18 protein-coding genes are annotated in these 25,851 nt (G+C 68.8%); 12 read left to right on the top strand and 6 right to left on the bottom strand.

Annotated elements, in window-relative coordinates; genetic code table 11:
• Window positions 1-135: 135 nt before the first annotated feature.
• Window positions 136-1,608, bottom strand: coding sequence for a Fe-S cluster assembly protein SufB (gene sufB / locus EZH22_RS18440; RefSeq protein WP_203191958.1), 1,473 nt, complete (start codon window positions 1,606-1,608; stop codon window positions 136-138).
• 142 nt (window positions 1,609-1,750) lie between these two features.
• Window positions 1,751-3,001, bottom strand: a complete 1,251-nt coding sequence (locus EZH22_RS18435) for a cysteine desulfurase family protein (RefSeq protein ID WP_203191957.1) — start codon at window positions 2,999-3,001, stop codon at window positions 1,751-1,753.
• Window positions 3,002-3,322: 321 nt separating this feature from the next.
• Between EZH22_RS18435 and EZH22_RS18430 the strand changes: the two genes are divergently transcribed.
• Window positions 3,323-3,985, top strand: a complete 663-nt coding sequence (locus EZH22_RS18430) for an alpha/beta hydrolase (RefSeq protein WP_203191956.1) — start codon at window positions 3,323-3,325, stop codon at window positions 3,983-3,985.
• Window positions 3,986-4,034: 49 nt separating this feature from the next.
• On the opposite strand, the gene EZH22_RS18425 is transcribed toward EZH22_RS18430, so the two are convergent.
• Complete coding sequence (locus EZH22_RS18425; protein ID WP_203191955.1) at window positions 4,035-5,147, bottom strand: anhydro-N-acetylmuramic acid kinase; 1,113 nt, start codon at window positions 5,145-5,147, stop codon at window positions 4,035-4,037.
• A gap of 101 nt (window positions 5,148-5,248) precedes the next feature.
• Here EZH22_RS18425 and tyrS point away from each other — a divergent pair, with 101 nt between their 5' ends.
• From tyrS to EZH22_RS18380, 9 genes are all read left to right on the top strand, one after another.
• Window positions 5,249-6,568, top strand: a complete 1,320-nt coding sequence (tyrS, locus tag EZH22_RS18420) for a tyrosine--tRNA ligase (RefSeq protein ID WP_203191954.1) — start codon at window positions 5,249-5,251, stop codon at window positions 6,566-6,568.
• Between the two features lie 268 nt (window positions 6,569-6,836).
• Window positions 6,837-9,257, top strand: a complete 2,421-nt coding sequence (locus EZH22_RS18415) for a penicillin-binding protein 1A (RefSeq protein WP_203191953.1) — start codon at window positions 6,837-6,839, stop codon at window positions 9,255-9,257.
• Between the two features lie 418 nt (window positions 9,258-9,675).
• On the top strand, window positions 9,676-12,213 hold the full coding sequence (locus tag EZH22_RS18410) for an EAL domain-containing protein (RefSeq protein WP_203191952.1): 2,538 nt from the start codon (window positions 9,676-9,678) through the stop codon (window positions 12,211-12,213).
• A gap of 237 nt (window positions 12,214-12,450) precedes the next feature.
• Window positions 12,451-13,767 carry a UDP-glucose dehydrogenase family protein gene (locus tag EZH22_RS18405; RefSeq protein WP_203191951.1) on the top strand — a complete coding sequence of 439 codons (1,317 nt, stop codon included), beginning with the start codon at window positions 12,451-12,453 and terminating at the stop codon, window positions 13,765-13,767.
• 196 nt (window positions 13,768-13,963) lie between these two features.
• Complete coding sequence (gene rfbC / locus EZH22_RS18400; protein ID WP_203191950.1) at window positions 13,964-14,533, top strand: dTDP-4-dehydrorhamnose 3,5-epimerase; 570 nt, start codon at window positions 13,964-13,966, stop codon at window positions 14,531-14,533.
• A gap of 51 nt (window positions 14,534-14,584) precedes the next feature.
• Window positions 14,585-15,673 (top strand): dTDP-glucose 4,6-dehydratase, encoded by a 1,089-nt coding sequence (gene rfbB, locus EZH22_RS18395; protein WP_203191949.1) that lies wholly within the window; start codon window positions 14,585-14,587, stop codon window positions 15,671-15,673.
• A complete protein-coding gene (rfbD, locus tag EZH22_RS18390; protein ID WP_203191948.1) occupies window positions 15,670-16,581 on the top strand; it encodes a dTDP-4-dehydrorhamnose reductase in 912 nt (303 codons plus the stop codon). The genes rfbB and rfbD overlap by 4 nt, the downstream gene beginning before the upstream one ends.
• Window positions 16,578-17,450, top strand: a complete 873-nt coding sequence (gene rfbA, locus EZH22_RS18385; protein ID WP_203191947.1) for a glucose-1-phosphate thymidylyltransferase RfbA — start codon at window positions 16,578-16,580, stop codon at window positions 17,448-17,450. The genes rfbD and rfbA overlap by 4 nt, the downstream gene beginning before the upstream one ends.
• 181 nt (window positions 17,451-17,631) lie before the next feature.
• Window positions 17,632-18,405 carry a ferredoxin--NADP reductase gene (locus tag EZH22_RS18380; protein WP_203191946.1) on the top strand — a complete coding sequence of 258 codons (774 nt, stop codon included), beginning with the start codon at window positions 17,632-17,634 and terminating at the stop codon, window positions 18,403-18,405.
• 411 nt (window positions 18,406-18,816) lie between these two features.
• Here EZH22_RS18380 and EZH22_RS18375 read toward each other — a convergent pair whose 3' ends face one another.
• The gene (locus EZH22_RS18375; RefSeq protein ID WP_203191945.1) at window positions 18,817-19,074 is read right to left on the bottom strand and encodes a hypothetical protein; all 258 of its coding nucleotides are present in this window, start codon (window positions 19,072-19,074) and stop codon (window positions 18,817-18,819) included.
• Between the two features lie 122 nt (window positions 19,075-19,196).
• Window positions 19,197-20,264, bottom strand: a complete 1,068-nt coding sequence (locus EZH22_RS18370) for a DMT family transporter (protein ID WP_203191944.1) — start codon at window positions 20,262-20,264, stop codon at window positions 19,197-19,199.
• A gap of 114 nt (window positions 20,265-20,378) precedes the next feature.
• Here EZH22_RS18370 and EZH22_RS18365 point away from each other — a divergent pair, with 114 nt between their 5' ends.
• Entirely contained in the window at window positions 20,379-22,394 is a 2,016-nt protein-coding gene (locus EZH22_RS18365) for a hypothetical protein (protein ID WP_203191943.1), read from the top strand.
• Window positions 22,395-22,405: 11 nt separating this feature from the next.
• Here EZH22_RS18365 and EZH22_RS18360 read toward each other — a convergent pair whose 3' ends face one another.
• Window positions 22,406-23,146 carry a hypothetical protein gene (locus EZH22_RS18360; RefSeq protein ID WP_203191942.1) on the bottom strand — a complete coding sequence of 247 codons (741 nt, stop codon included), beginning with the start codon at window positions 23,144-23,146 and terminating at the stop codon, window positions 22,406-22,408.
• 1,004 nt (window positions 23,147-24,150) lie between these two features.
• On the opposite strand from EZH22_RS18360, the gene EZH22_RS18355 reads away from it, so the two are divergent.
• Window positions 24,151-25,614 (top strand): undecaprenyl-phosphate glucose phosphotransferase, encoded by a 1,464-nt coding sequence (locus EZH22_RS18355; RefSeq protein ID WP_203191941.1) that lies wholly within the window; start codon window positions 24,151-24,153, stop codon window positions 25,612-25,614.
• Window positions 25,615-25,851: the final 237 nt, after the last annotated feature.

The raw sequence follows: 25,851 nt of genomic DNA, 5'->3' as shown, positions 1-25,851 counted from the left end.
CCGGGCATCCACGCCGTGCCGACCACGTAGGATCGGCGAAACTTGTGCGAACCCCGCCGCGTGGAAGGCCGGCTCAAGGCCGGCCATAACGGGCGGGAAAACGCGACCGGGAAGGCCGGAAAGCGGCGCCGCCGCTCACCCCACGCTCCCTTCCAGGCTCACCGCGATCAGCTTCTGCGCCTCCACCGCGAACTCCATGGGCAGCTGCTGGAGCACGTCGCGCACGAAGCCGTTGACGATGAGGGCCACCGCCTCCTCCGGGCCGAGGCCGCGCTGGAGGCAGTAGAACATCTGGTCCTCGGAGATCTTGGAGGTGGTCGCCTCGTGCTCGAACTGGGCCGAGGCGTTCTTCGCCTCCATGTACGGCACGGTATGGGCGCCGCAATTGTTGCCGATGAGCAGAGAGTCGCAGTTGGTGAAGTTGCGCGCGCCCGTCGCCTTGCGGTGGGCCGAGACCAGCCCGCGATAGGTGTTGTCCGAATGGCCCGCGGCGATGCCCTTGGAGATGATGCGGCTCGACGTGTTCTTGCCGAGATGGATCATCTTGGTGCCCGAATCCACCTGCTGGTGGCCGTTCGAGATGGCGATGGAATAGAACTCGCCCTGGGAATTGTCGCCGCGCAGGATGCAGCTCGGATACTTCCAGGTGATGGCCGATCCGGTCTCGACCTGCGTCCACGAGATCTTGGAATTGTCGCCCCGGCAATCGCCGCGCTTGGTGACGAAATTGTAGATGCCGCCCTTGCCGTCCTTGTCGCCGGGATACCAGTTCTGGACGGTGGAATACTTGATCTCCGCATCCTTCAGCGCCACCAGCTCGACCACGGCGGCGTGCAGCTGGTTCTCGTCGCGCTGGGGGGCGGTGCAGCCTTCCAGGTAGCTCACGTAGGATCCCTCGTCGGCGATGATGAGGGTGCGCTCGAACTGGCCGGTGTTGCGCTCGTTGATGCGGAAGTAGGTGGAGAGCTCCATGGGGCAGCGCACCCCCTTCGGCACGTAGACGAACGAGCCGTCGGAGAACACCGCCGTGTTGAGCGTGGCGTAGAAATTGTCCGACACCGGCACCACGGAGCCCAGATACTGCTTCACCAGCTCGGGATGCTCGCGGATGGCTTCCGAGATGGGCATGAAGATCACGCCCGCCTTGGCCAGCTCCGCCTTGAAGGTGGTAGCCACCGACACGCTGTCGAACACCGCGTCCACCGCCACCCGCGAGCCGGAGGCCCCCTCGATGCCGAGCAGCGCGTCGCGCTCGCGCAGCGGGATGCCGAGCTTCTCGTAGGTCTTCAGGATCTCGGGATCGATCTCGTCGATGGACTTCGGCGCCGCCTTGGGCGCGGAGTAGTAATAATAGTCCTGGAAATCGATGGTCGGATAGCTCACCCGCGCCCAGGTGGGCTCTTCCATGGTCAGCCAGCGCCGATAGGCGTCGAGCCGCCATGCGAGCATCCATTCGGGCTCGTTCTTGCGGGCGGAGATATAGCGGACGGTATCTTCGGATAGGCCCTTGGGGGCCTTCTCGCTCTCGATGTCGGTGACGAACCCGTACTTGTACTGGTCCACGTCGATCGCGCGGACGCGTTCGACCGTTTCCTGAACCGCAGGCATCTTCTCATCTCCTCTCCCGCGCGGGGTCAAGGCCCGCGGGTCAAGTCCACGTCTTCGATCCTCACGCCGCGCGTGACGCACGGCTTCGAAAATCCTTGCTCCAAACGCCGCGGGTGACGCGCGGCTTCAGAAGTTCCTGTTTCTACGCCGCGCGTGACGCGCGGCTTCTCAGGTGCGACACGACCTTTTGCAAGGCCGCCACCGCCTCGTCCACATCCTGCGCGGTGCTGGACCAGCCGAGTGACAGCCTGATGGCACCGGCCGCCGTGTCCGCCGGCAGGCCCATGGCGGCGAGCACATGGGAAACGCCGACCTTCCCGGAAGAGCAGGCGGAACCCGCACTGACACTAACGTGGGAAAGGTCGAGCGCGATCACCAGTGTCTCGGCCCGAATTCCGGGAAAGGCCAGCGTGCTGGTATTGGGCAGCCGCTCCGCGCCGGACCCGATCACCTCCGCGTCGGGCAGGACGGCGCGCACCCCGCGCTCCAGCGCGTCGCGCAGCCCGGTCAGCCGCGGCGCTTCCGCCGCCAGCCCCGTCCGCGCGGCGATCGCGGCGGCGCCGAAGCCGGCGATGGCGGGGCCGTTCTCGGTGCCGGCCCGGCGGCCGCGCTCCTGCCCGCCGCCAGCGAGCAGCGCCGGCACGCGATGGTCCGGCCCGCCCGCCACCAGCGCTCCGGCGCCCTGCGGACCGCCGAGCTTGTGGGCGGACAGGACGAGGAAATCCGCGCCGAGCGCGGCCATGTCGAGCGGCAGGCGCCCCGCCGCCTGCACCGCATCGCAGAAGACCACGCCGTCGTGATCGTGGACCAGGCGCGCCGCCTCGGCCACCGGCTGGACGACACCGGTCTCGTTGTTGGCCGCCATCAGGGCCAGCATCGCCCGGCGCCCCGCGCCCGCATGGCGGGCCAGCGCCTCGGCCAGCGCGTCGAGGGACAGCCGCCCCTGCGGATCCACCGGGAGAACCTCCGCCGCGCCGGCGGGGAAGCGGTGGCCGCGCAGCACCGCGGGATGCTCCACCGCGCTCACGAGCAGCACATCGCAAGGCTTCGGCCGACCATCGATCTCCACTGCGGGGCTGAGCGCCAGGGCGGCCGCCTCGGTGGCGCCGGAGGTGAACACGATGCCGCGGGGCGAGGCACCGACGAGACGAGCCACCTCGGCCCGCGCCGTCTCCATGCGCGCCCGCGCGGCGCGGCCGTCGGCATGGACCGACGACGCGTTGCCGCCGGCATCGAGGGCCGCGACCACGGCGGCGCGCGCCTGCGGCCGCAGCGGGCTCGTGGCATTGTGATCGAGATAGACGCGCCGCGCCGACGCGGCGGCCGAGGGCGCCTGCGCCGCTTCAGCCGAACCGCCCGGATGGTGCGACCCAAAGGTGCCGCCCGCGCTCATCTTCGCCTCCCGGCCCTTCGCGCGCAACGCGCCCGGACCCCGCGCCAGACTTGCAATTGCCGGCAATCTCGGTCATAGGTCAAACTTCACCCGAACCCGCATTGCAGCGCCCTACGGTTTGCGCAGCCGGCGGGAACGGTTTAGAATTATTCTAAACTGATAGGTCGTTCCTGTCTGTAAGTCAAGCATTACCCGATCGTCGTCAAGTCGCTACGGTGATGCTCGCGGATGCACTTTCTGAAATGCGCGGTCCTCGACCGGGTTGTTTCGGGTCGATATCCGTCCCGCGCGTCATTGCTACCCAGAGGTTGCAAAACTTCCATGCCAGAAGTGATCTTCCCCGGCGAAAAGGGACGGCTCGAAGGCCGTTACCAGCCCGCCAAGACCCGCAATGCGCCCATTGCCATCATTCTTCATCCGCACCCGCAGTTCGGCGGCACGATGAACAATCCGGTGGTGTATAATCTCTACTACCAGTTCGCGAACCGCGGCTTCTCCGTCCTGCGCTTCAACTTCCGCGGCGTCGGGCGCTCCCAGGGGTCCTTCGACCACGGCCAGGGCGAGCTTTCGGACGCCGCCGCCGCGCTCGACTGGGCGCAGTCGGTGAACCCGGACGCGCGGGCGTGCTGGATCGCCGGCTTCTCCTTCGGCGCCTGGATCGGCATGCAGCTGCTGATGCGCCGCCCGGAGGTGGAGGGCTTCATCTCCATCGCCGCGCCGGCGAACCTCTACGACTTCTCCTTCCTCGCCCCCTGCCCCTCGTCCGGCCTGTTCGTCCATGGCGACAAGGACGCGGTGGTTCCCACCTCGGCGGTGCAGACCCTGGTGGAAAAGCTGAAGACGCAGAAGGGCATCGTCATCGAGCAGCAGGTGGTGGCCGGTGCCAACCACTTCTTCGACGGCAAGACCGAGGATCTCATGGGCGTGGTGGGCACCTACCTCGACAAGCGCCTGCCCGGCACCCGCAAGCCCAGCGCCGCCTGAGGCGATCGGCATCGCAACCAAGACGGCGCGCCCCTGCGGCGCGCCGTTTTCATTTTGGCCGGAACAGCACGCCCCCGGTCATCGGCGCCGCCACGCCGGTGGTGGTGGGAAAGGTCAGCGGCAGCCCCTTCAGCGCCCGCGCCGCCAGATAGCCGAAGGCGTGCGCCTCCAGCGCGTCGGCGGACCAGCCGACGGCATCGGCCGTGCGCACGTCGGCGCCGAGCCGGGCGGTGAGCATGGCCAGCAGCGTCGGGTTGCGCGCCCCGCCGCCGGCCACGATCCAGCTTGCCGGCGGGCGCGCGAGATGCGCGGCGAAGGTGGCCACCGAAGCCGCCGTCAGCGCCGTCAGCGTCGCCGCGCCATCCTCCAGCGACAGGCCGTCGAGCCCGCCACGCCCCGTCACGAAGGCACGGAAGTCGTTGCGGTCGAGAGACTTGGGGGCCGGCCGGGAGAAGAAGGGATGGGCCAGCACCTCGCCGACCCAGGCCTCGTCCACCGTCCCCCGCGCCGCGGCGCGGCCGTCCGCGTCATAGGGCACCTTGGTGCGGGCGAAGAGGAAGTCGTCGATCAGCGCATTGCCCGGCCCGGTGTCGCAGGCGATGGGCGGGACGGCACCGTCCAGCACGGTGACGTTGGCGACGCCGCCCACGTTCAGCACCGCCACCGGCCGGGGCAGCGCGAGGCGCCGCGCCAGGGCCTGGTGGAACACCGGCACCAGCGGCGCCCCCTCGCCTCCGGCGGCCACGTCCGCCGCGCGGAAATCCGCCATCACCGGCACGCCGAGGCTCTTCGCCAGCCGCTCCCCCGCGCCGATCTGGACGGTGAGGCGCGCATCGGGGCGGTGGATCACCGTCTGGCCGTGAAAGCCCACGAGGTCGATGTCCGAAAGCGTGAGGCGCAGCGGCTCCAGCAGTGCCCGCACCGCCTCGGCGTGGAGGTCGGTGATGCGGATCTCGGCCGCGCCCAGCACGCCGGGCCGGTCGGTGCGGGCATTGACGCCGCGCGCATCGGCCATGGCCGCCACCAGCAGCGCGCGGGTCGCCGCGTCATACGGCCGGGTGACGGCGGGGCCGAGCCAGAACACCTCGTCCCCGTCCGTCTCGATCAAGGCGGCGTCGATGCCGTCCATGGACGTGCCGCTCATCAACCCCACGACGCGCATCCCGCCTCCCCGCTTCCATCTCGCCCCATGCAATCTCGCGCCGGACCTGATACACCACCGCTCCTTTCCGGCGTGCCAACACACTTGCGAACAGAATTGCGATGACCACTCCCGCCTTCCGCTCCGAATTCATGCGCACGCTCGAAGAGCGCGGCTACATCCACCAGTGCTCGGACCTCGAGCGCCTCGACGCCAAGGCAGCGGAAGGACCGATCACCGCCTATATCGGCTTCGACGCCACCGCATCGAGCCTGCATGCCGGGCATTTGCTGTCCATCATGATGCTGCGCACCCTCCAGCGCACCGGGCACCGGCCCATCGCGCTCATGGGCGGCGGCACCACCAAGATCGGCGATCCGTCCGGCAAGGACGAGGCGCGCAAGATGCTGACCGACCAGCAGATTGCGGACAACATCGCCTCCATCCGCAAGGTGTTCGCCCGCTTCCTCGACTTCGAGAAGTCCAAGCAGGGTTTTGACGCCTTTCAGGAACGCACGACCCTGCTTGACGAGGGGCAAGCGGCGGACAATTGCGCCATCATGGAGAACAATGCGGCCTGGCTCGACGAGCTGAAATACATTCCGCTCCTGCGCGAGGTGGGGCCGCATTTCACCATCAACCGCATGCTCACCTTCGATTCGGTGAAGCTGCGCCTGGAGCGCGAGCAGCCGCTCACCTTCCTCGAATTCAACTACATGATCCTGCAGGCCTACGACTTCGTGGAGCTGAACCGGCGCCACGGCTGCATCCTGCAGATGGGCGGCTCGGACCAGTGGGGCAACATCGTCAACGGCATGGAGCTCGGCCGCCGCATGCACGGGGCGGACCTGTTCGCCCTGACCACGCCGCTGCTCACCACCTCCTCCGGCGCCAAGATGGGCAAGACGGCGGGCGGCGCGGTGTGGCTCGATGCGGAGCTGCTCTCCCCCTACGAGTACTGGCAGTACTGGCGCAATGCCGGCGACGCGGACGTGGAGCGCTTCCTGAAGCTGTTCACCGAGCTGCCGCTCGACGAGATCGCCCACCTCGCCGCTTTGGCCGGCCAGGAGATCAACCACGCCAAGGAGGTGCTCGCCACCGAGGCGACGGCGCTGCTGCACGGCCGCGGGGCGGCGGAGAAGGCGCGGGAGACCGCCCGCACCACCTTCGCCGAAGGCGCGCTGGCCGTCGACCTGCCCACCATCGAGCTGCCGCGGGACCGATTCGAGGCCGGCCTTCCCATCGCCAACGCCTTCGTCGAAGCCGGCCTCGTCGCCTCCACCAGCGAGGCGCGGCGCCAGATCAAGGGCGGCGGCCTCAAGGTGAACGACGCGACCGTGACGGACGAGAAAGCCCTCCTGACCCTGCGCGACCTGACCCCCGAGGGCGTCATCAAGCTCTCGCTGGGGCGGAAGAAGCACGTGCTGCTGAAGCCGGTGTAAGCGCTGCCGCGCCGGTGGGTCGCGCGCCGCCGGCGGCGTTTCGGCCATCTGCGGCCCCGTCGCGAAGCGGCCACGTTTGCCCCTCATAGGCTGGGACGTTCCGCCGGCCATCGACTGGCGGACTCGCGCACACGTGAACGCCGGTTGCCATCGGCTCCGGCCTTCCGCAATGTGAGCCCTTCGCAGGCCGGCGAAGACACGCTATGGCGTGCCTTCAGGGCGCGGCAGGCGGGCGCGGGGATGGGCGCATGAGGAGGGAACCGGCGAGATGCGGCTGATTCTGAGGTTTCTGGGCTTTCTCTTCGCGCTCGGAACGGTGGTGCTGCTCGCCGGCGCCGCGGGTGCGACCTACTTCGTCTGGAAATATTCCCAGGACCTGCCGGACTACTCCCAGCTGCAGAACTACGAGCCGCCGGTGATGACCCGCGTGCACGCGGCCGACGGGGCGCTGGTGGCCGAGTACGCCAAGGAGCGCCGCCTCTACATCCCCATCCAGTCGGTGCCCAAGCTGGTCATCGAGGCCTTCCTCTCGGCCGAGGACAAGAATTTCTACGAGCACGGCGGCGTCGACCCCACGGGCATCATCCGCGCCGCGTCCGTGTTCATCCAGAACTACGGCAAGAACGTCCGCACCCAGGGGGCGTCCACCATCACCCAGCAGGTGGCGAAGAACTTCCTGCTCACCAACGAGCGCAGCCTCGACCGCAAGATCAAGGAAGCGCTGCTGGCCCTGCGCATCGAGCGCGCCTATTCCAAGGACCGCATCCTCGAGCTCTATCTCAACGAGATCTATCTCGGCATGGGCGCCTACGGCATCGCCGCCGCCGCCCTCGTCTATTTCGACAAGTCGGTGGACGAGCTGAACGTGCAGGAGGCGGCCTACCTCGCGGCCCTGCCCAAGGCGCCGTCCAACTACAACCCGTTCCGCGAGCGCGCCCGCGCCACCGATCGCCGCAACTGGGTCATCGACCGCATGGTGGAGAACGGCTTCGTCACCCCGCAGGGGGGCGAGGTCGCCAAGAAGACCGCCATCGAGGTGACCCCCCGCCCCTCCGGCGCGCAGATCTTCGCGGCCGAATATTACGCCGAGGAGGTCCGCCGGCAGATCTACGAGCGCTACGGCGAAGGCAAGCTCTATGCGGGCGGCCTCTCGGTGCGCACGCCGCTCGACCCCAAGCTCCAGGCCCTGGCCAAGAAGACCCTGACCGACGGCCTCGTGCGCTATGACGAGGAGCGCGGCTGGCGCAAGCCCGTGACCCACATCGAGATCGCCGGCGAGGACTGGGGCGTCAAGCTCGGCGAGGTGAAGGAGCTCGGCGACATTCCCTGGCGCCTCGCCGTGGTGCTGGACGTGAACAAGGACAATGCCCGCATCGGCCTCCAGCCGCTCCGCGGCAAGTCCGGCGCCCGCTCCACCGATCGCGAGGTGGGCCTGATCCCCGCCGACGGCGCCAAGTGGACGCGCCGCCCGCTGCCGCAGTTCCTGCGTGCCGGCGACGTGGTCTATGTGGAGCCCCTCGCCGACCGCGCCGGCCAGTTCCGCCTGCGCCAGCCGCCCGGCGTGGAAGGCGCGATGGTGGTGATGGAGCCCACCACCGGCCGCGTCCTCGCCTTGTCCGGCGGCTTCTCCTTCGACGAGAGCCAGTTCAACCGGGCGACCCAGGCCATGCGCCAGCCCGGCTCCTCGTTCAAGCCGTTCGTCTATTCCACCGCCTTGGACAACGGCTACACCCCCTCCACCATCGTCATGGATGCCCCGTTCGAGCTGGAGCAGCAGGGCCAGGCGACGTGGCGGCCGGAGAACTATTCCGGCAAGTTCTACGGCCCGCAGACCCTGCGCTTCGGCCTGGAGCAGTCGCGCAACGTGATGACCGTGCGCCTCGCCAACGACGTGGGCATGCCCATCGTCGCCGAGTACGCCAAGCGCTTCGGCATCTATGACGACATGCCGCCGCTGCTCTCCTTCGCCCTCGGCGCCGGCGAGACCACGCTGATGCGCATGACCGGCGCCTACGCCATGATCGCCAATGGCGGACGCAAGGTCATCCCCTCCCTCATCGACCGCATCCAGGACCGCTACGGCCACACCATCTACCGCCACGACGAGCGCGAATGCCGCGGCTGCGAGGCGACCAAGTGGGAAAGCCAGGCCGAGCCCACCCTCATCGACCGCCGCCCGGTGGTGCTCGACCCCATGACCGCCTACCAGATCACCTCCATGATGGAGGGCGTGGTGCAGCGCGGCACGGGCACCGCGCTCAAGGAGCTGGGCAAGCCCATCGCCGGCAAGACCGGCACCACCAACGACGAGAAGGACGCCTGGTTCATCGGCTTCACGCCGGAGATCGTGGTGGGTGTCTATCTCGGCTACGACAAGCCCAAGCCCATGGGCAAGGGCTCCACCGGCGGCCTGCTTTCCGCCCCCGTGGTGCGCGACTTCATGAAGGTGGCCATCGCCGACCGCCCCGCCATCCCGTTCCGCGTCCCCGCCGGTATCAAGCTGGTGCGCATCGACCGCAGGAGCGGGCAGCGCTCCGGCCCCGGCGACGGCACCATCCTCGAGGCGTTCAAGCCCGGCACGGCGCCGCCGGACGGCTATTCGGTGGTGGGCTATTCGAACGGCGACCCCGCGGCGCCCGCCGGCGAGCCCGATCGCGCCGTCCGCGCCGGCACCGGCGGACTGTACTGACCCACCAGCCGCCGGGCGGCGCGGCGCGCCTCCCTTGCGGCGCTCGCTTGCGACTTCCGAGGCCAGAACCGCGGCGCAGCCCGCCGTCCGGGCGGATCCGCCGGGCGCGGCGACGAGGTCGGCGGAACGTTAGCCAGGACATGGCCAAGGGGGCGCCCGAGGGTGCGCTGGGCATTTCGGCACCGGGCGCCCCGCACCCGCAATCACAACCCTTTGGCGAAGACGTCGCGCCGCGCGACTTTTAAGTTCGGGTGCGGCCACGAGGGTTAACTGATTTGCCCGATCCTTCTATACATGTTCCACTTAGCCGGTAATCTGGGCTGCAAGTTGGAAATCTGAACGGGGTGGCGCGAGGGGCGTGCCTTCGCAACCCGTGTCGTGGGTCATCTTTTGTGCCACCGTGGCGTGGAGCCTCAGCATGGGAAGGATCATCGCCAATCTTCCCTCGGCCGTGACGAGCCATGCCACGAACGCGATGGTCCTGGTGGACGAGGATCACCGGATTGCCTTCTGCAATGCGGCCGCGGAGGAGATCTGGGGCCGCTCGCGCGAGGAAGTGGTCGGCAGAGACGCCCGCCAACTGCCGGCCTTCCTATATCCCGGGCCGGCGCCGGGCGCCGGAAGCGGGCTGTTGGCGGGGGAGGATTATGACGTGCGCATCGAGCCGCGAGGCGGAGCGATGACATGGCGGGTGATGTCCGTCGTCCGCACGAAGCTGAACGGGAAGGACTGTGATCTGGCCTTCGTACGCGCCCAGCCCGCAACGGTGAGTCAGCAGCTCGATCGGCTGAAGACGCTGCATCTCCTGGCGGAGAAGACCGATCGGGGCGTCGTGGTCACCGATGCCGACCTGCGCATCCGCTGCGTCAACCGCGCGTTCGGCGAGCTGCTCGGCTACAGCTCGGAGGAGCTGGAAGGCCGGGACCTGCGGACAATTCTGGCGGCGAGCCCCGATCAGCACGAACTGCGCCGGCGGATCGACGACGGGATCGCCAGCGGGCGTGATTTCACCGACGATGTGCTTTTGTACGACAAGGCAGGGAAGGAGATCGTGGTGACAGCGACCATCACGCCCGTTGTCGATCAGAAGAGCGGAACCCTCGAAAACGTCGTCGCCATCCTCGCCGACATCACCCACACGCGCCTGCTGGAAGATCTTCAGCGGCAGGTGCTCGCCGCCCTCGCCGCCGACGCCCCGCTCGCCGACATCATGGACCTCCTGTGCCTGAAGGTGGAGCACCTCGCCCCCGGCATCCGGTGCTCGGTGCTGTCGGTGACCGACGACGACCGGTTGAAGGTGGTCGCGAGCCCGAGCATGCCCGAGGCCTTCAGCGCCGCCATCGACGGCCTGGCCATCAGCTCCAGGTGCGGCTCCTGCGGCACCGCCATTTTCCGCGGCGAACCGGTGTTCGTGGAGGATATCGCCACCAGCCCGCTCTGGGAGGATTACCGCGACCTTCCCCTTCCGCCGGATGTGAAGGGATGCTGGTCGATCCCCATCAAGCTGCGCAGCGGCAAGGTGGCGGGGACGTTCGCCTTCTACATTTGCGAGCATCTGCACACCCGCTGGCTCGAAGGCATCGTCTCGGCCTGCTCGGACCTCTGCGCCCTCGCGCTGGAGCGTTACGAGGCCAAGAACCGCATCGAGCAGCTCGCCAGCATCGACACGCTCACCGGCCTGCCCAACCGCTCGCAGCTCATCGAGGCCCTGTCGGTCGCCATCGCCACCGCGCGCCGCCTGGAGCAGCCGCTGGCGGTGCTGTTCATCGACGTCGACCACTTCAAGGACGTGAACGACACGCTGGGCCATTCGGCCGGCGACCAGATCCTGGTGGAGATGGCGCGCCGCCTCAAGGTGCAGCTGCGCGCCGGCGACACCGTGGGACGCATCGGCGGCGACGAGTTCGTGGTGCTGGTGCAGGGATGCGGCAGCGAGGAGGCCGATCCCATCTGTCGCCGCCTGCTGGAATACCTGGCGGCTCCCATCGCCGCCCACGACCTCCACCTCACCATGTCGGTCAGCATCGGCATCGCCCTGTTCGCCGAGCACGGGCTGGATGCGGAATCGCTGCTGAAGCACGCCGACACCGCCATGCACGAGGCGAAGCGGAAGGGGCCGGGCAAGTTCCAGTTCTTCACCGAGGACCTGAACCAGCGGGCGCAGGACCGGCTGGTTCTCTCGGTCGCGCTGCGCGAGGCCATCCAGAACCGCAAGCTGCGCCTCGCCTACCAGCCGCAGGTCTCGCTCACCACCGGCGAGCTGCACGGCGTGGAGGCGCTGGCGCGCTGGCGCGATCCGGTGCACGGCGAGATTCCCGCGCCCCGCTTCATCGAGCTGGCGGAAGAATACGGCCTCATCGAGAGCATCGACCGCTGGGGCGTCGGGGAGGCCTGTCGTCAGATCACGCTCTGGCGCGCGGCGGGCGTTTCGGTTCCACACGTATCGGTCAATCTCTCGCCGCTCAGCTTCCGCAGCGGCGACATCGTCGGCATCATCTCCCAGGCGCTGGAGGAGCACGGCCTGCACCCCTCGGATCTGCGGGTGGAGATCACCGAACGGGTGATGATGGACCAGCATCCGAACTCGTTCGCCGCCGCCCGCGCCATCGAGGCGCTTGGCGTGCGCATCGCCATGGATGATTTCGGCACCGGCTATTCCAGCCTCAGCGCCCTGTCCCGCCTGCCCATCGCCGAGCTGAAGCTCGACCGCAGCTTCATGCTCTCCATCGAGCAGGACGAGAACGCGCGGGCCCTTTCCACCGCGGTCATCCGCATCGGCCACAGCCTGGGCATGACGGTGGTGGCGGAGGGCGTGGAGACCGAAGCGCAGGTGAGCCTCCTGCACGCGCTCGGCTGTCACGCGGCGCAGGGCTATTACTTCGCCCGCCCGCTGGCGCCCGAAGCCATTCCCGAATGGCTGGCCGCGCGCCCCGCCGTTCCCGGCACCGCCACCTGAAGCCCGGTTTGCGCCCGCGCCGCGCCCGCGGCGTGTTCTGGCGCGCCCGCGTCGGCACCTGACTTTCGCCGGCACAAGCACGTCTCGCGCCCCGGCCGAGGTCGCCGGCGCGCCCCGCCGGCCGCGACAACTTCATCCCCCGGCCGAGATTGCGGTTCACCGGGCATCGGGCTAAGCATCGGCGCCATACGGCCAGTCCAGATCTTCCCCCACGGGCCGTGAATTTGGCGGACTGCCATGCGCGTTGCGATGATCGGTGCGGGTTATGTTGGTCTTGTGTCGGGGGCTTGCTTTGCGGACTTCGGGCACATTGTCACGTGCGTGGATACCGTTGCGGCCAAGATCGAGGCGCTGAAGGCCGGGCAGATCCCCATCTTCGAGCCCGGTCTCGCCGAGATCGTCGCCAACAACGTCAAGGCCGAGCGCCTCTTCTTCACCACCTCCCTCGCCGAGGCGGTCGCCGAGGCCGATGCCGTCTTCATCGCCGTCGGCACCCCCTCCCGGCGCGGCGACGGGCATGCCGACCTCTCCTACGTCTACCAGGCCGCCCGCGACATCGCCGGCGCCATCGGCCGCTATACCGTCGTCGTCACCAAGTCCACCGTCCCGGTGGGAACCGGCGACGAGGTCGAGCGCATCATCCGCGAGACCCGGCCCGACGCCGAATTCGCCGTCGTCTCGAACCCGGAATTCCTGCGCGAGGGCGCCGCGATCGCCGACTTCAAGCGGCCCGACCGCATCCTGGTCGGCTCCGAGGACGAGCGCGCCCGCCAGGTCATGACCGAGCTCTACCGGCCGCTCTACCTCAACCAGGCCCCGCTGCTGTTCACCACCCGGCGCACCGCCGAGCTCACCAAGTATGCGGCCAACGCCTTCCTCGCCACCAAGATCACCTTCATCAACGAGATCGCCGACCTCTGCGAGCAGGTGGGCGGCAACGTGCAGGACGTCGCCCGCGGCATCGGCCTCGACAACCGCATCGGCTCCAAGTTCCTGCATGCCGGGCCCGGCTACGGCGGATCCTGCTTCCCCAAGGACACCCTCGCCCTCATCAAGACCGCCCAGGACCACGGCGCCCCCATCCGCATCGTCGAGACGGTGGTGGCGGTGAACGACCAGCGCAAGCGCGCCATGGCCCGCAAGGTCATCGCCGCGCTCGGCGGATCGGTGCGCGGACGCACGGTGGGCGTGCTCGGCCTCACCTTCAAGCCCAACACCGATGACATGCGCGATGCCCCCTCCATCGCCATCATCACCGCCCTGCAGGATGCCGGCGCCCGCATCCGGGCCCACGATCCGGAGGGGGTGGAGCAGGCCCGGCTGGTGCTCGACAACGTCGACTACGTGGACAGCCCCTACCAGGCCGCTGACGGCGCTGACGCCCTGGTCATCGTCACCGAGTGGGACGCCTTCCGCGCCCTCGACCTCCGGCGCATCCACGCCCTCATGGCAAGGCCCGTCGTGGTCGACCTCCGCAACATCTACCGGCCCGACGAAATGGCCGCCATCGGCTTCTCATATTCAAGCGTCGGGCGTGAAAACAGCGCCGGCTGAGGGTGCGCCCGCCGCATTGTGTTTGCCGACCGGGGCGACCTGGAGCGGATCGACATTCAGCTCGACCGGCGCCCTCCCTGCACCGGCCATGACGGCGGCCGAAGAAAAACGCGGACACGGAAGGTCGATCGGTCCTGGAGCGCGATCCGAACAGATTGCATTGCAATCTGTTCGGCGCGTGCTCTAGAAGCGCGCCATGACCGTCTTCACGCCCCTCGCCCTGCCCGATGTGATCCTCGCCACCCCCCGCCGGCACGGCGATGCCCGCGGCTATTTCTGCGAGACCTACGTGCAGCCGCTCTACGCGGCGAACGGGATCGCCTGCGCCTTCGTGCAGGACAACGAGTCGCTCTCGGCCCTGCCCGGCACCGTGCGCGGCCTGCACCTGCAGGCGCCGCCCTTCGCCCAGGCGAAGCTCGTGCGCGTGCTCTCCGGCGCCATCTTCGACGTGGCCGTGGACGTGCGGGCGGGCTCGCCCACCCATGGCCAGTGGGTGGGCGCGCGGCTGACCGCGGACGGCGGTGAGCAGCTCTTCATTCCCCACGGTTTCGCGCATGGGTTTTGCACCCTCGCGCCGGACACGCGGGTCGCCTATAAGGTGGACGCGGTCTATGACAAGGCGAGCGAGCGCGGAATCGTCTGGAACGATCCCGACATCGCCATCGACTGGACCTTCGGCCACGGCGACGCGATCCTGTCCGACAAGGACCGGATTTTGCCCCGGCTCAAGGATTTCGACAGCCCCTTCGTCTATGGGGCGGCGTGACGCCGGACGCGGCGGGGCCAAGACGCGGCGGACTCAAGGGGACGTGACGGCATGCGGGTTCTGGTGACGGGGGGTGCGGGCTTCATCGGCTCGGCGGTGGTGCGCTTCCTGATCGGCGAGGGACACAGCGTCCTCACCTTCGACAAGCTGACCTATGCCGGCTGCCTCGCGTCCCTCGCGCCCGTCGCCGGCAACCCGCACCACGGCTTCGTGCAGGCGGACATCTGCGATGCCGGCGCGGTGCGGCAGGCGCTCGATGGGTTCAGGCCCGACCTCGTGATGCACCTCGCCGCCGAATCCCACGTGGACCGCTCCATCGACGGGCCGGGCAACTTCATCACCACCAACGTGGTCGGCACCTACACGATGCTGCAGGAGGCGCTGCGCTACTGGCGCGCCTTGCCGGCGGCGCAGCAGGCGGCCTTCCGCTTCCACCACATCTCCACCGACGAGGTGTTCGGCAGCCTGGGCGCCGAAGGGCTGTTCCGCGAGGACACGCCCTACCAGCCGAACTCCCCCTACTCCGCCTCCAAGGCCTCGTCCGACCACCTGGTGCGCGCCTGGTTCCACACCTATGGCCTGCCCGCGGTGATGTCGAACTGCTCCAACAATTACGGGCCGTACCACTTCCCAGAGAAGCTCATCCCCCTCGTCACCCTCAACGCCCTGGAAGGCGCCGAGCTGCCGGTCTACGGCACCGGCGAGAACGTGCGCGACTGGCTGTTCGTGGAGGACCATGCCGAGGCCCTCGTGCTCATCGCCACGCGGGGCCGGCCGGGCGAGAGCTACAATGTGGGCGGCGCCTGCGAGCGGCGGAACATCGACGTGGTGCGCACCATCTGCGCCCTGCTCGACGAGATGGTGCCCGACGCCACCATCGGCCCGCGCGAAAAGCTCATCCGCTTCGTCACCGACCGGCCGGGGCACGATGCGCGCTACGCCATCGACTTCGCCAAGCTGAACGGCGAGCTCGGCTGGTCGCCGCGCGAAACCTTCGAGACCGGGCTTTCCAAGACCGTGCGCTGGTATCTCGACAACCGCCCCTGGTGGGAGCCCCTGCGCCAGCGCTACCAGGGCCAGCGGCTGGGCCTCGACAAAGCTGCCGGCGCGGCAACCGGAAGGCTGGGGCTGGCATCGTGACGCGCATCCTGCTCTTCGGTGCGGCCGGCCAGCTCGGCCGCGAGGTGACGGCGCTCGCCGCCGCGCGCGGCCTCGACCTCGTCGGCCTCGACCATGCGGCCCTCGACATCTCCGATCCCGTCGCCGTGGCCCGCGCGCTCGAGGCGGCGCGCCCGGACGCCCTCATCAACGCGGCGGCCTACACCGCCGTGGACAAGGCCGAGAGCGAGCCGGAGCGGGCGGCCCGCATCAACGCCTTCGCCCCCGGCCTCATCGCCGAGCGCTGCGCGCGCTACGGCACGCCGCTCATCCATGTCTCCACCGACTATGTCTTCGACGGCACCAAGGCGGGCGCCTATGTGGAGGCCGACCCGGTGCACCCGGTCGGCGTCTACGGGCGCACCAAGGCGGCCGGCGAGGCGGCGATCCGCGCCGCGCACGAGCGCCATGTCATCGTCCGCACCTCGTGGGTCTACGGCGCCTACGGCAACAACTTCCTGAAGACCATGCTGCGCCTTGCCGGCGAGCGCGACGAGCTGAAGGTGGTCGCCGACCAGCGCGGCTGCCCCACCGCGACGCGGGACCTCGCCGAGGCGCTTCTCGCCGTGGCCGAGGCGGCGGCGAAGGGCGACGCCCGCTTCGGCACCTACCATTTCGCCGGCACCGGCGCGACCACCTGGCACGGCTTTGCCGCGGCCATCGTCGCGGCGGCGGAGAAGCACACCGGGCGTCGCCCGCGGGTGACGCCCATCACCACCGCCGACTATCCCACCCCCGCGCGGCGGCCGAAGAACTCGGCGCTCGCCAGCGACCTGTTCGAGCGCAGCTTCGGCGTCAGGGCGGCGCCGTGGGAACGGCGGGTGATCGAGGTGGTGGACGCGCTCCTTGCCGAGACGGCGGCGGCGCAATCCCCTGTGGAGGCATCGTGAAGGGCATCATTCTCGCCGGAGGCTCCGGCACGCGGCTTCATCCCATCACCCTCGTCGTCTCCAAGCAGCTGCTGCCGGTCTACGACAAGCCGATGATCTATTACCCCCTGTGCACGCTGATGATGGCGGGCATCCGGGACATCCTGATCATCACCACGCCGCACGACGCCGCCTTGTTCGAGGCGCTGCTGAAGGACGGCAGCCAGTTCGGCATCCGCCTGACCTATGCGGTGCAGGAGCATCCGCGGGGCCTCGCCGACGCCTTCATCGTCGGGCGCGACTTCGTCGGCGACGACCGGGTGGCGCTGGTGCTGGGCGACAACCTCTTCTTCGGCCACGGCCTGCCCGAGCTTCTCGCCGCGGCCGCGGCGCGGCCAAGCGGAGCGACCGTGTTCGGCTACCCGGTGCAGGACCCCGAGCGCTACGGCGTCGTCGAGATGGATGCCGCCGGCCGCGTGCTCTCGCTGGAAGAAAAGCCGAAGGTGCCGAGGTCAAACCTCGCGGTGACCGGGCTTTATTTCTACGACAATCGCGTGGTCGACATCGCCGCCGGCCTGAAACCCTCGCCGCGCGGCGAGATCGAGATCACCGACGTGAACAAGGCCTACCTGGAGCTGGGCGACCTCCACGTCTCCCTGATGGGGCGCGGCTTTGCGTGGCTCGACACCGGCACCCCCGATTCCCTGGTGGAGGCGGCGCAGTTCGTGCAGATCATCGAGAAGCGGCAGGGCCTGCGCATCGCCTCGCCGGAGGAGGTGGCCTTCCGCGCCGGCTTCATCGACCGCGCGCAGCTGCTGGAGCGGGCGGCCGCCCTCTCCAAGTCCACCTACGGCGCCTATCTGGCCCGTCTCGCCGAGGACATCGCCTGAGGCGCGAAGCCGCCTTCCGCCCGGTTTCGCATCGGGCGAAAGCCGGCGCCCGAGGACACGCCGTCGCACTTTTGCATTGCGGCATCATCCTGTAGGGTGCCGCCCGAATTTCCCTAAGCCTTGTGTGGCCGTTCGCCTGCTTCAGCGCTCCCGGCCGCTTGCCGAGACCGGATGTCGCGCCATGAGCAATTTCAACGAAGAGACCGTCACCAGCGTTCACCACTGGACCGACAATCTCTTCTCCTTCCGATGCACCCGGGACCCCGGTCTTCGCTTCCTCAATGGCCAGTTCACGATGATCGGCCTCAAGGTGGACGGGAAGCCGCTGCTGCGGGCCTATTCCATGGCCAGCGCCAATTACGAGGAGGACCTGCAGTTCTTCTCCATCAAGGTGCAGAACGGCCCGCTCACCTCCCGCCTCCAGCACCTGAAGGTGGGCGACAAGATCCTCGTCGGCCGCAAGCCCACCGGCACGCTGGTCCAGGACAGCCTGCTGCCGGGCAAGCGCCTCTATCTGCTGTCCACCGGCACCGGCCTCGCGCCCTTCCTCTCGGTGGTGAAGGACCCGGAGGCCTATGAGCGATTCGAGAAGGTGATTCTCATCCACGGCACCCGCACGGTGGCCGAGCTCGCCTATGACGAGTTCCTCACCAGGGACCTGCCGAACCACGAATTCCTGGGCGAGGAGGTCCGCAACAAGCTGATCTACTATCCCACGGTGACGCGCGAGCCCTTCCGCAACCAGGGCCGCATCACCGACCTCATCACCTCCGGCAAGCTCTTCTCGGACATCGGCGTCCCCCCGCTCTCGCGCGACGAGGACCGCCTGATGCTCTGCGGCAGCCCGCAGATGCTCAAGGACTTGGTGGCGCTGCTGGAGGACCGCGGCTTCACCGAAGGCAGCCAGTCCGCGCCCGGCCACTACGTGATCGAGAAGGCGTTCGTGGAGCGCTGAGGGCGCCCCGCGCGGGACCGGCCCGGGCGCCGCGCCGAATGGGCTTGGGATTGAAGCGAGCTTGGGATTGAAGCGAGAAGGCCTCTCAGGTCCATCGGCGGCGCGCGACAGGCGAAAGCGCTGAGGTAAAAGCGCTGGGCCGGTGAAAGCGCTGGGCCTGAGGAACAACAGCGCATGCACAATTTTTAGTTGCGCACACCACCCCTCATCGCCGCGCCGACAGCCGCGGCGAATCTCCGCCACATGGCCGCCAGGGGCCTCTCTCCGACGCCATGGCGCTGCAACGCAACATAAACGCCAGCCAACGCCGCCCGGCCAGGCAATTCTCGAAGGACAAAAACGCGAAACAACCCGTTCTGGACATGCCAGAACGGGTCACTTCATAATCGAAATGCGACGGGAAAACCCGGATCAGGCGCCGCAGAAGAACCGGCAGAAGGGGCTCACGGGCCGGCCGAAGAACCGGCTGAGACGCTGGTCATACCGGTAGGCACGGTACTGCACCAGCCACGGCCACTGGAAGCCGCCCGAAGAGGAAAGCGTGGACGGACCACGCAGAGACGAGAAACGCTGCAGCCACCCCGCCTGAGAGGGCGCCACAGTGGCGAAAAGAAGACCCGCAACCGCCGCACCACGCAGCGCCATCCCGAAAGAAGAAATCTTAGCCATCGCCTGCACTCCGATTAGGTAAGGATGATGTACCACAACCGGTGTCGCGTCGCAACACGAAACTGCCCTTGGGGCCGCCGCCCAACCGTTGCAATGCCTTACGCCGTTTGAAATCTACCACCCTACCGCCCTGCGCCGGGGTGCATCCGACTCGCGCGCCGGTTGCATCGCCGCATCGCGCCGGCATCCCCCGTCGGGAGGGCTGTCCCCCGTATCTGCGCCGGGGGGATGCGCCTCCTCCGGCCGCCCGGCGGATCCGCCGCCGCCTTCTCCCGGGGCCGGGGGCCACCCGCCCCCTTCGCCCTTCGCCGGCGCCGGGCCGGGCGTTCGCGCCACACCAGCAGGAGGCCGGACACCACCACCACGCTCGCCCCCGCCGCCACGAGCGCGGGGGGCCATTCCCCGAACATCAGGATGCCGAGGCCGGTGGCCCAGATCAGGGTGGCGTAGTTCAGCGGCGCCACCACCGATGCCGGCGCGTAGCGATTGGCGGCCGTCATGCAGATCTGCCCCACCCCGCCGGCGAGGCCCATCGCCACCAGCACGAAGGCCGTCGACGCATCCGGCAGGACCCAGCCGAACGGAGCGGTGGCGAGCCCGGCGCACGCCGCGACCAGCGAGAAATAGAAGACGATGGCCTCGGAGGTCTCCGTCCGGGTCAGGTGGCGCACCTGCGTCACCGCGAATGCGGCCCCCAGCGCGCCCGTCAACGCCAGGGCCGAGCCGATCAGCGGCGCCCGCCCGGTGCCCACCGCGGCATGGGAGAACGACGGCCAGAGCATCAGCATGATGCCGGCCAGCCCCACCGCCAGCACCACCCAGCGGAACAGGGGCACCCGCTCGCCCAGCAGGACGGCGGCCAGCACCACGGTCACCAGCGGCGTGGCGTAGGAAAACGCGATGGCCTCCGCGAGCGGAATGAAGGCCAGCGCCCCGAAGGACATCCACATGGAGCTCACGCCCACCAGTCCGCGCACCACGTGCCCCGCCGGCGCGCGGGTGGCCAGCGCCGGCCACATGCGCCCGCTGGCCACCAGCCAGGCGATCACCGGCACCAGGCCGAAGAAGCTGCGGGCGAACACGATTTCACCACTCGGCACGTCCTGCGCCACGAGCCGCACCAGCGCGGACATGACGGCGAAGAAGAAGGTGGCGCAGATTTGCAGGCCGATGCCGGCCGGGGCATTCATCAAGAGGGGATCCGGTGGGACAGTGGTTCGCTATAGCGCGTCCCGCAGGTCCGTGGCATGCGCAGGTTTCATGGCAGCCAGATGAGGCATGAAGCGGTAAAAGAGGTGAAACCGATGCTGCATCGCAGCGGTACGCGTGCAATGGCCATGGGTCTCGTCACGCTCGCGCTCACCCTCGCACCGCCCGCCGGGGCTGCCGGCTCCGGTCCCGGCGGCGACGAAGGCGAAGGCGCGGGCAAGGAGCCCACCCGCCTCGTTCTCGATCGCGCCGTCACCACCGAGCTGGAGCATCGGGGCTTCGGGTTCGCCGCGCTCGCCGGCGCGCCGGAGGCGGCGAGCCTCGACGTTCTTACCCGCCAGAGCCCGCTTTATGCCGACCTCGCCGGCCGCATCGTGGCGGACGTCAGCGCGCTGCGCCAGCGCATGGCCGCGGACAAGCGCCCGCTGTTCGAGGTGACGGACGAGAATGAGGGCCGCGTCATGGACGTGCGCTGGCTCGCCTCCCCCCTCGCCGCCTTCCGCCTGGTCGGGGTGGTGAACCGGGCGGACCGGCGCGACTTCACCGCCCTCACCGACCGCCCGTCCTGCGGCGAGGTTCGGCTCATCTACCGCCTCGCCTACCGCTTCACCCACGGCGCCACGGTCTATGCCTCGCGCCTGCCGGTGAACGTGAATGCGGTGTTCGACGTGCCGAAGGCCGCCGAGGGCGGATGCCCCAATCTCGCCGCGCGCTGGACCCCGCCGGCGCCCGCCCTGCCCGCCACCGAGACCGCGCGGTGGCTGGCCGAAGGGCCGCTCGCCGGGCTGCGATTGCGGCAGATCGAGATCAACGCCCAGGTCGTCCGCCTGCCCTCCGGCATGGAGACGGAGCTCGGCGGGCAGGCCGTCTACCTCATGCGGGTCTTCACGCCGGAAGCCGGGCGGCTGGTGCCCAGGGCGCTGGAGAACACCCCCGACGTGGAACGGCTGAAGGCCGATGCGGCGCTGCGCGCGCGGCTGGTGGAATATGTGCGCACCCACGTGCGGGACATCGACCATGGGGTGTTCCAGCTGCCGGACGACTTCCTCGCCGAAAAAGCCCTCTCCTTCTCCACTTTCGGCAGCGCCCGCGCCGCCAACCACCCCTATGCCGCCGTCCTCACCGAGGCGGACCTCGCCGGCCTCGACTTCGACGGGCTCGGGCTCGTGGCCTCGCCGGCGGGGCTCCTCGCCCGCCTCGACGACGCCTCCTGCACCGGCTGCCACCAGGGCGCGGCCACCGCCGGCTTCCACCTCATCGGCCAGGACGAGCCGGACGTGTCGCCCTTCAACGTGGTGAAGGTGGCGCTCTCGCCCCACCTCTATGCGGAGGACGCGCGGCGGCGGGCCTACCTGTCCGCCCTCGCCGAGGATCGTCCGCCCGATACCTTCCGTCCGCTGTCCTTCGCGCCCCCCGCCCGCTGGAGCGGGGACACGCCCCACGCCGGCGCGCCCGCCGCGCCCACCATGGCCTGCCTGCTGCCGCCGGGGCGCGGGCCCGCGCCCTTCCACGGGCCGTGGAGCTGCGGCGCCGGCACCTCCTGCCAAGCCGTCGCCCGCAATCCGCGCCTGCCGGTGGCGACGGGGCAATGCCTGCCGACGCGGGAGGCCGACCTGGTCTCGGGCATGCCGTGCCTGGAGGGGGAGATCGTGCCCGGGCGTGCGCCCTATCTCGACCGCTTCCGCATCCTGCGGCAGATCAACAGCCGCGCCGCCGCCGCCTCGCCCACCGCCTATACCTGCCGGCCGGCCAAGCTCGGCGTGCCGGGCGGCTCGGCCTATCGCCAGTGCACGCAGGCCGAACGCGACTTCGCCGGCTTCGGCCGGGGCAGGATCCCGCCGGAAGTCTGCGCCGTGGTGGGCGGCAAGGCCTTCGACCTGTGCGTGGCCACCGACAATTTCGCCAAGTGCATGAACGCCAGCGTTTCCCGCGGCAACCGGCCCACCTGCGGCGAGGGGCGCTTCTGCCGCGAGGACTTCATGTGCCAGGCGCTGCCGCCGACCCTGCCGGGCGTCGCGGCGGCGGCGGCCAGCGGCTTCTGCTCGCCCACCTATTTCGTCTTCCAGATGCGCATCGACGGCCATCCGGACCCGGTGCGCGGCGTGCCCTGACCGCCGCGACCTCAGGCCGTCTCGGGCCGGGGCGCCTTGGGGGTGCGCATCAGCTGCCCGTAGGCCACGGAGAGGAACGCGCAGGTCAAGATCACCTGCGCCGGCACCGCCAGGATGGAGACGAGGCCGGACAGGAGCGGCGGAAAGAGGCCATCGGCCATTCCCTCGATGAGGGCGAAGCCGATGGCGATGACGATGGGAGCGGCGCAGAGCGGCAGCATGTTGCCCTGGCCGAGCCGCCAGGCCTCGCCCCAGGAGATGGGCGCGCCGAGGGCGCGGGCCGGCAGGCGCAGGGCGAAGCGGGAGGTGGCGACGACGACCGCGACGATCAGCACCAGCACCAGGATCGCCTCCAGGACACCGCTCGTCGCCTCGCCGTTGGCAATCAGCAGGCTGATGACGACCACCGGCACCAGGGCGCTGAAGATGGCGATCAAAGCCAGGACGAGGGTATCGAGAAAATAGCCGAGCACCCGGCCATACCCCTCGCCGAGGGTGCCGGCATCAAGCTTGGAGGGGCCACGCAGCACCTCGTTGTGGGTGAGCAGGGCCAGCGGAATGAAGGCGAGGGAATAGACCAGCCCCGCCACGCCGCCGAGGAGCGGCGCCGCGAAGCCGATCGCCACCCACAGGATGCCGCCGGCCACATAGGCCGCCACCACCACCGGGTGGCGGAGCACGATGGCAGCGGACCACTGGAAGGACCACTTCAGGGACCGCACAAGCGGGATCGTCGTGTCGGGATCGTTCATGGTCAGGCCCCTGATCCGGAAAAGACGCGGCGGCGCGATGCCTCCGCCTCGGCGCACCAGACCGAAGGACCGGCGACCGGCGGGCCGCGATCTCCCTCGGTCCGGCCCGCTGGCTGGCGTGGCCGGGCGGAAGCGGCCGAGTTCAAGCAACCCGAGCAGCGGATTCGCGTCCAAGCTCAAGCAAGACAACGCCTTAACGTGCAAGTCGCGACGCCGCGCCCCACGGATGTGCTCTAGCGAAGCCGGCCCGCACTGTCGAGGGGCGCCCCGCCCATCGGATTTCCGGCGCCGAGAAAGCCCGCTCCCGCCCGCCGACCGCACATCCGCCCGGCGCTCCCCACCGCATTGTCGGGGGTGCGAAGAGCCGGTCGCGGATTTATCGGCGAAGAACGATGCGACAAAACGCCCCGTCCATCCATCATGGCGGTACCAGCAAGCCTCCGCCAACGGCGGCTCCGCCTATTTCATGGAGCATTCCGCACGGCAAGCGCCCGCGATGGGGGCAGATCCGCCACGATGGGCGAAGGCCGCTGCCGCATTTGGCGACAGCGCTTGAACTCCGGCGAACACGTCCTCGTGTAAGCGTTGAAATAATACCTCCAAATGCGCGCGAATTCGAACGGAGCCCCCGGAGCTGCCTGAATCGGCCGCGCCACCCGTCGCGCCGCAGCGCACAAATGCCCAAAGCGTAGGCAATACCCTCAAAAAATCATAAATCCGCGCGCAGCGTTAAGCATACGACAACAAACGAAAGGCCGCGTTTTCTTAAATACTCCTCGCAAATTCTAAAATTTGTCTTACATATTTATTTATTCATGAGATTCATTACATGATAAATACGTTATATTTCCATTATTCTAACCCAACCATTAGAGTTATTACATTATTTTGACAGCCCGCATGCTGCGCAATACTGACTTGCCGCGCCCCCTGCGCAGATGCTATTTTCCCCTCATCATTCATGGAGCGCGGGGGACTCCGGATTGCCGGAATCCGAGGGGCATATGTCGCTTTCCACCGACAATATCCAGGTCAAGCGTGCGGGCGAGGCGGTCGCGCGCAAAGGCTCGGGCAGCCTGGATTATTCCTCCATCGCGCCACTCTTCGTCCTGTACGACGTGGCGATCATTCTCGGGCTGTGCGTGCTCGTGAGCTTCTTCACGTCCGAGCGCGGCGACATCGCGTTCGAGTACACGCACCCGATCGGCATCGGCATTCTCGCCGCCGTTGCCTTCGTGCTGACGACCAGTTCGCGCGGCCTCTACAAGCCGTGGCGCATGGTCCGCATCGTCGAGCAGACGACCGCGGCGGTGGTGAACTGGATCTTCGCCATGCTGGTGGTGGCGGCGGTCATCTTCTGCCTGAAGGTGGGCGTCAGCACGTCTCGCCTCTCCACCGGCATCCTCGCCGTGAGCGGGCTCGTGGCCCTTCCGGCCTCGCGCTGGGCCATGGCCGCATGGCTGCGCCGCGCCGCCGCCACCGGCGCCGTGCGCGGACGGCCAACCATCCTCATCGGCGACCCTTCCGAGCTGGAGCAGGTGGTGCCGGCGCACCTGCTGGTGCGTCTCGGCCTGAAGGAGACGCGCCGCTTCAGCCTCTCCGCTCCGAACGAGACCGAAACCGGCGCCCTCGACGCGAGCGACGCCGACACGCTGAAGAGCGCCCTCCAGTTCGCCCGCCAGAACCGGATCGAGGAAATCCTCCTCGCCATGCCCTGGAGCAACATCGAGCGGCTCGAAGCCGTGCGCTCCCGGCTGCGCGCGCTGCCGATCCCGGTGAAGCTCCTGCCCGACGAGGCGGTCAGCGAGCTGCTCGACGCGCCACGGGTCGATTTCGGCGCCTCCATCGCCATCGAGGTGCAGCGCGCCCCGCTGTCGCGGCTGGAGCTGGCGCAGAAACGCGCGCTCGACATTTCGGTGGCGAGCGTCGCCCTCACCCTGCTGCTGCCGCTGTTCCTGGTGCTCGCCGTCGCCATCAAGCTCGACAGCCGCGGGCCGGTGATCTTCCGCCAGCGCCGCAACGGCTTCGGCGGGCGGGAATTCACCATCTATAAATTCCGCTCCATGACCGTCATGGAGGATGGCAGCAAGGTGGTGCAGGCCCAGCGCAACGACAAGCGCGTCACCCGTATCGGCCGCTTCCTGCGGGCCAGCAGCCTCGACGAGCTGCCGCAGGTGCTGAACGTGCTGTTCGGCCACATGTCCATCGTCGGCCCCCGGCCCCACGCCATCGCCCATGACGATGCCTATTCCAAGCTCATCGCCGGCTACGCCTTCCGCCACCACGTGAAGCCGGGCATCACCGGCTGGGCGCAGGTGCAAGGGCTGCGCGGCGAGACGGCCGAGCTGGAGCAGATGGCCCGGCGCATCGAGATGGACCTCTGGTACATCAACAACTGGTCGATCCTGATCGACATCAAGATCATCCTGAAAACCTTCATCGAGGTGCTGCGCAAGGACGCGTACTGACGCCGGCACCCCATGCCCGCCCCCGGTAAGGGCGCGGGGCACTGGCGGCGCACGGACGGCATCCTGTACCCGGGACGGGACCCCAGGACTTCCCTCCACCCCGTTCCACCGGCCACCGACACGGCTTCGGTGACGGGATGTTCGGCAGGGCACGCCGCGCGTGCTACCCCTCATATTACCACTCCCGTACGGCCACCGCCCAAAGGCGGGGGCCGGGCTGCTTCCCAGGCCCAAGAT

The organism is Xanthobacter dioxanivorans, assembly GCF_016807805.1.
GTDB classification, from domain to species: Bacteria; Pseudomonadota; Alphaproteobacteria; order Rhizobiales; family Xanthobacteraceae; genus Xanthobacter; species Xanthobacter dioxanivorans.
This window is presented reverse-complemented; position numbering and strand designations above follow the sequence as displayed.

Excerpts from the sequence above, each read along its gene's own strand:
- sufB (WP_203191958.1), bottom strand. The coding sequence starts at position 1,608 with ATGCCTGCGGTTCAGGAAACGGTCGAACGCGTCCGCGCGATCGACGTG.
- EZH22_RS18435 (WP_203191957.1), bottom strand. The coding sequence starts at position 3,001 with ATGAGCGCGGGCGGCACCTTTGGGTCGCACCATCCGGGCGGTTCGGCT.
- EZH22_RS18430 (WP_203191956.1), top strand. The coding sequence starts at position 3,323 with ATGCCAGAAGTGATCTTCCCCGGCGAAAAGGGACGGCTCGAAGGCCGT.
- EZH22_RS18425 (WP_203191955.1), bottom strand. The coding sequence starts at position 5,147 with ATGCGCGTCGTGGGGTTGATGAGCGGCACGTCCATGGACGGCATCGAC.
- tyrS (WP_203191954.1), top strand. The coding sequence starts at position 5,249 with ATGACCACTCCCGCCTTCCGCTCCGAATTCATGCGCACGCTCGAAGAG.
- EZH22_RS18415 (WP_203191953.1), top strand. The coding sequence starts at position 6,837 with ATGCGGCTGATTCTGAGGTTTCTGGGCTTTCTCTTCGCGCTCGGAACG.
- EZH22_RS18410 (WP_203191952.1), top strand. The coding sequence starts at position 9,676 with ATGGGAAGGATCATCGCCAATCTTCCCTCGGCCGTGACGAGCCATGCC.
- EZH22_RS18405 (WP_203191951.1), top strand. The coding sequence starts at position 12,451 with ATGCGCGTTGCGATGATCGGTGCGGGTTATGTTGGTCTTGTGTCGGGG.
- rfbC (WP_203191950.1), top strand. The coding sequence starts at position 13,964 with ATGACCGTCTTCACGCCCCTCGCCCTGCCCGATGTGATCCTCGCCACC.
- rfbB (WP_203191949.1), top strand. The coding sequence starts at position 14,585 with ATGCGGGTTCTGGTGACGGGGGGTGCGGGCTTCATCGGCTCGGCGGTG.
- EZH22_RS18380 (WP_203191946.1), top strand. The coding sequence starts at position 17,632 with ATGAGCAATTTCAACGAAGAGACCGTCACCAGCGTTCACCACTGGACC.
- EZH22_RS18375 (WP_203191945.1), bottom strand. The coding sequence starts at position 19,074 with ATGGCTAAGATTTCTTCTTTCGGGATGGCGCTGCGTGGTGCGGCGGTT.
- EZH22_RS18370 (WP_203191944.1), bottom strand. The coding sequence starts at position 20,264 with ATGAATGCCCCGGCCGGCATCGGCCTGCAAATCTGCGCCACCTTCTTC.
- EZH22_RS18365 (WP_203191943.1), top strand. The coding sequence starts at position 20,379 with ATGCTGCATCGCAGCGGTACGCGTGCAATGGCCATGGGTCTCGTCACG.
- EZH22_RS18360 (WP_203191942.1), bottom strand. The coding sequence starts at position 23,146 with ATGAACGATCCCGACACGACGATCCCGCTTGTGCGGTCCCTGAAGTGG.
- EZH22_RS18355 (WP_203191941.1), top strand. The coding sequence starts at position 24,151 with ATGTCGCTTTCCACCGACAATATCCAGGTCAAGCGTGCGGGCGAGGCG.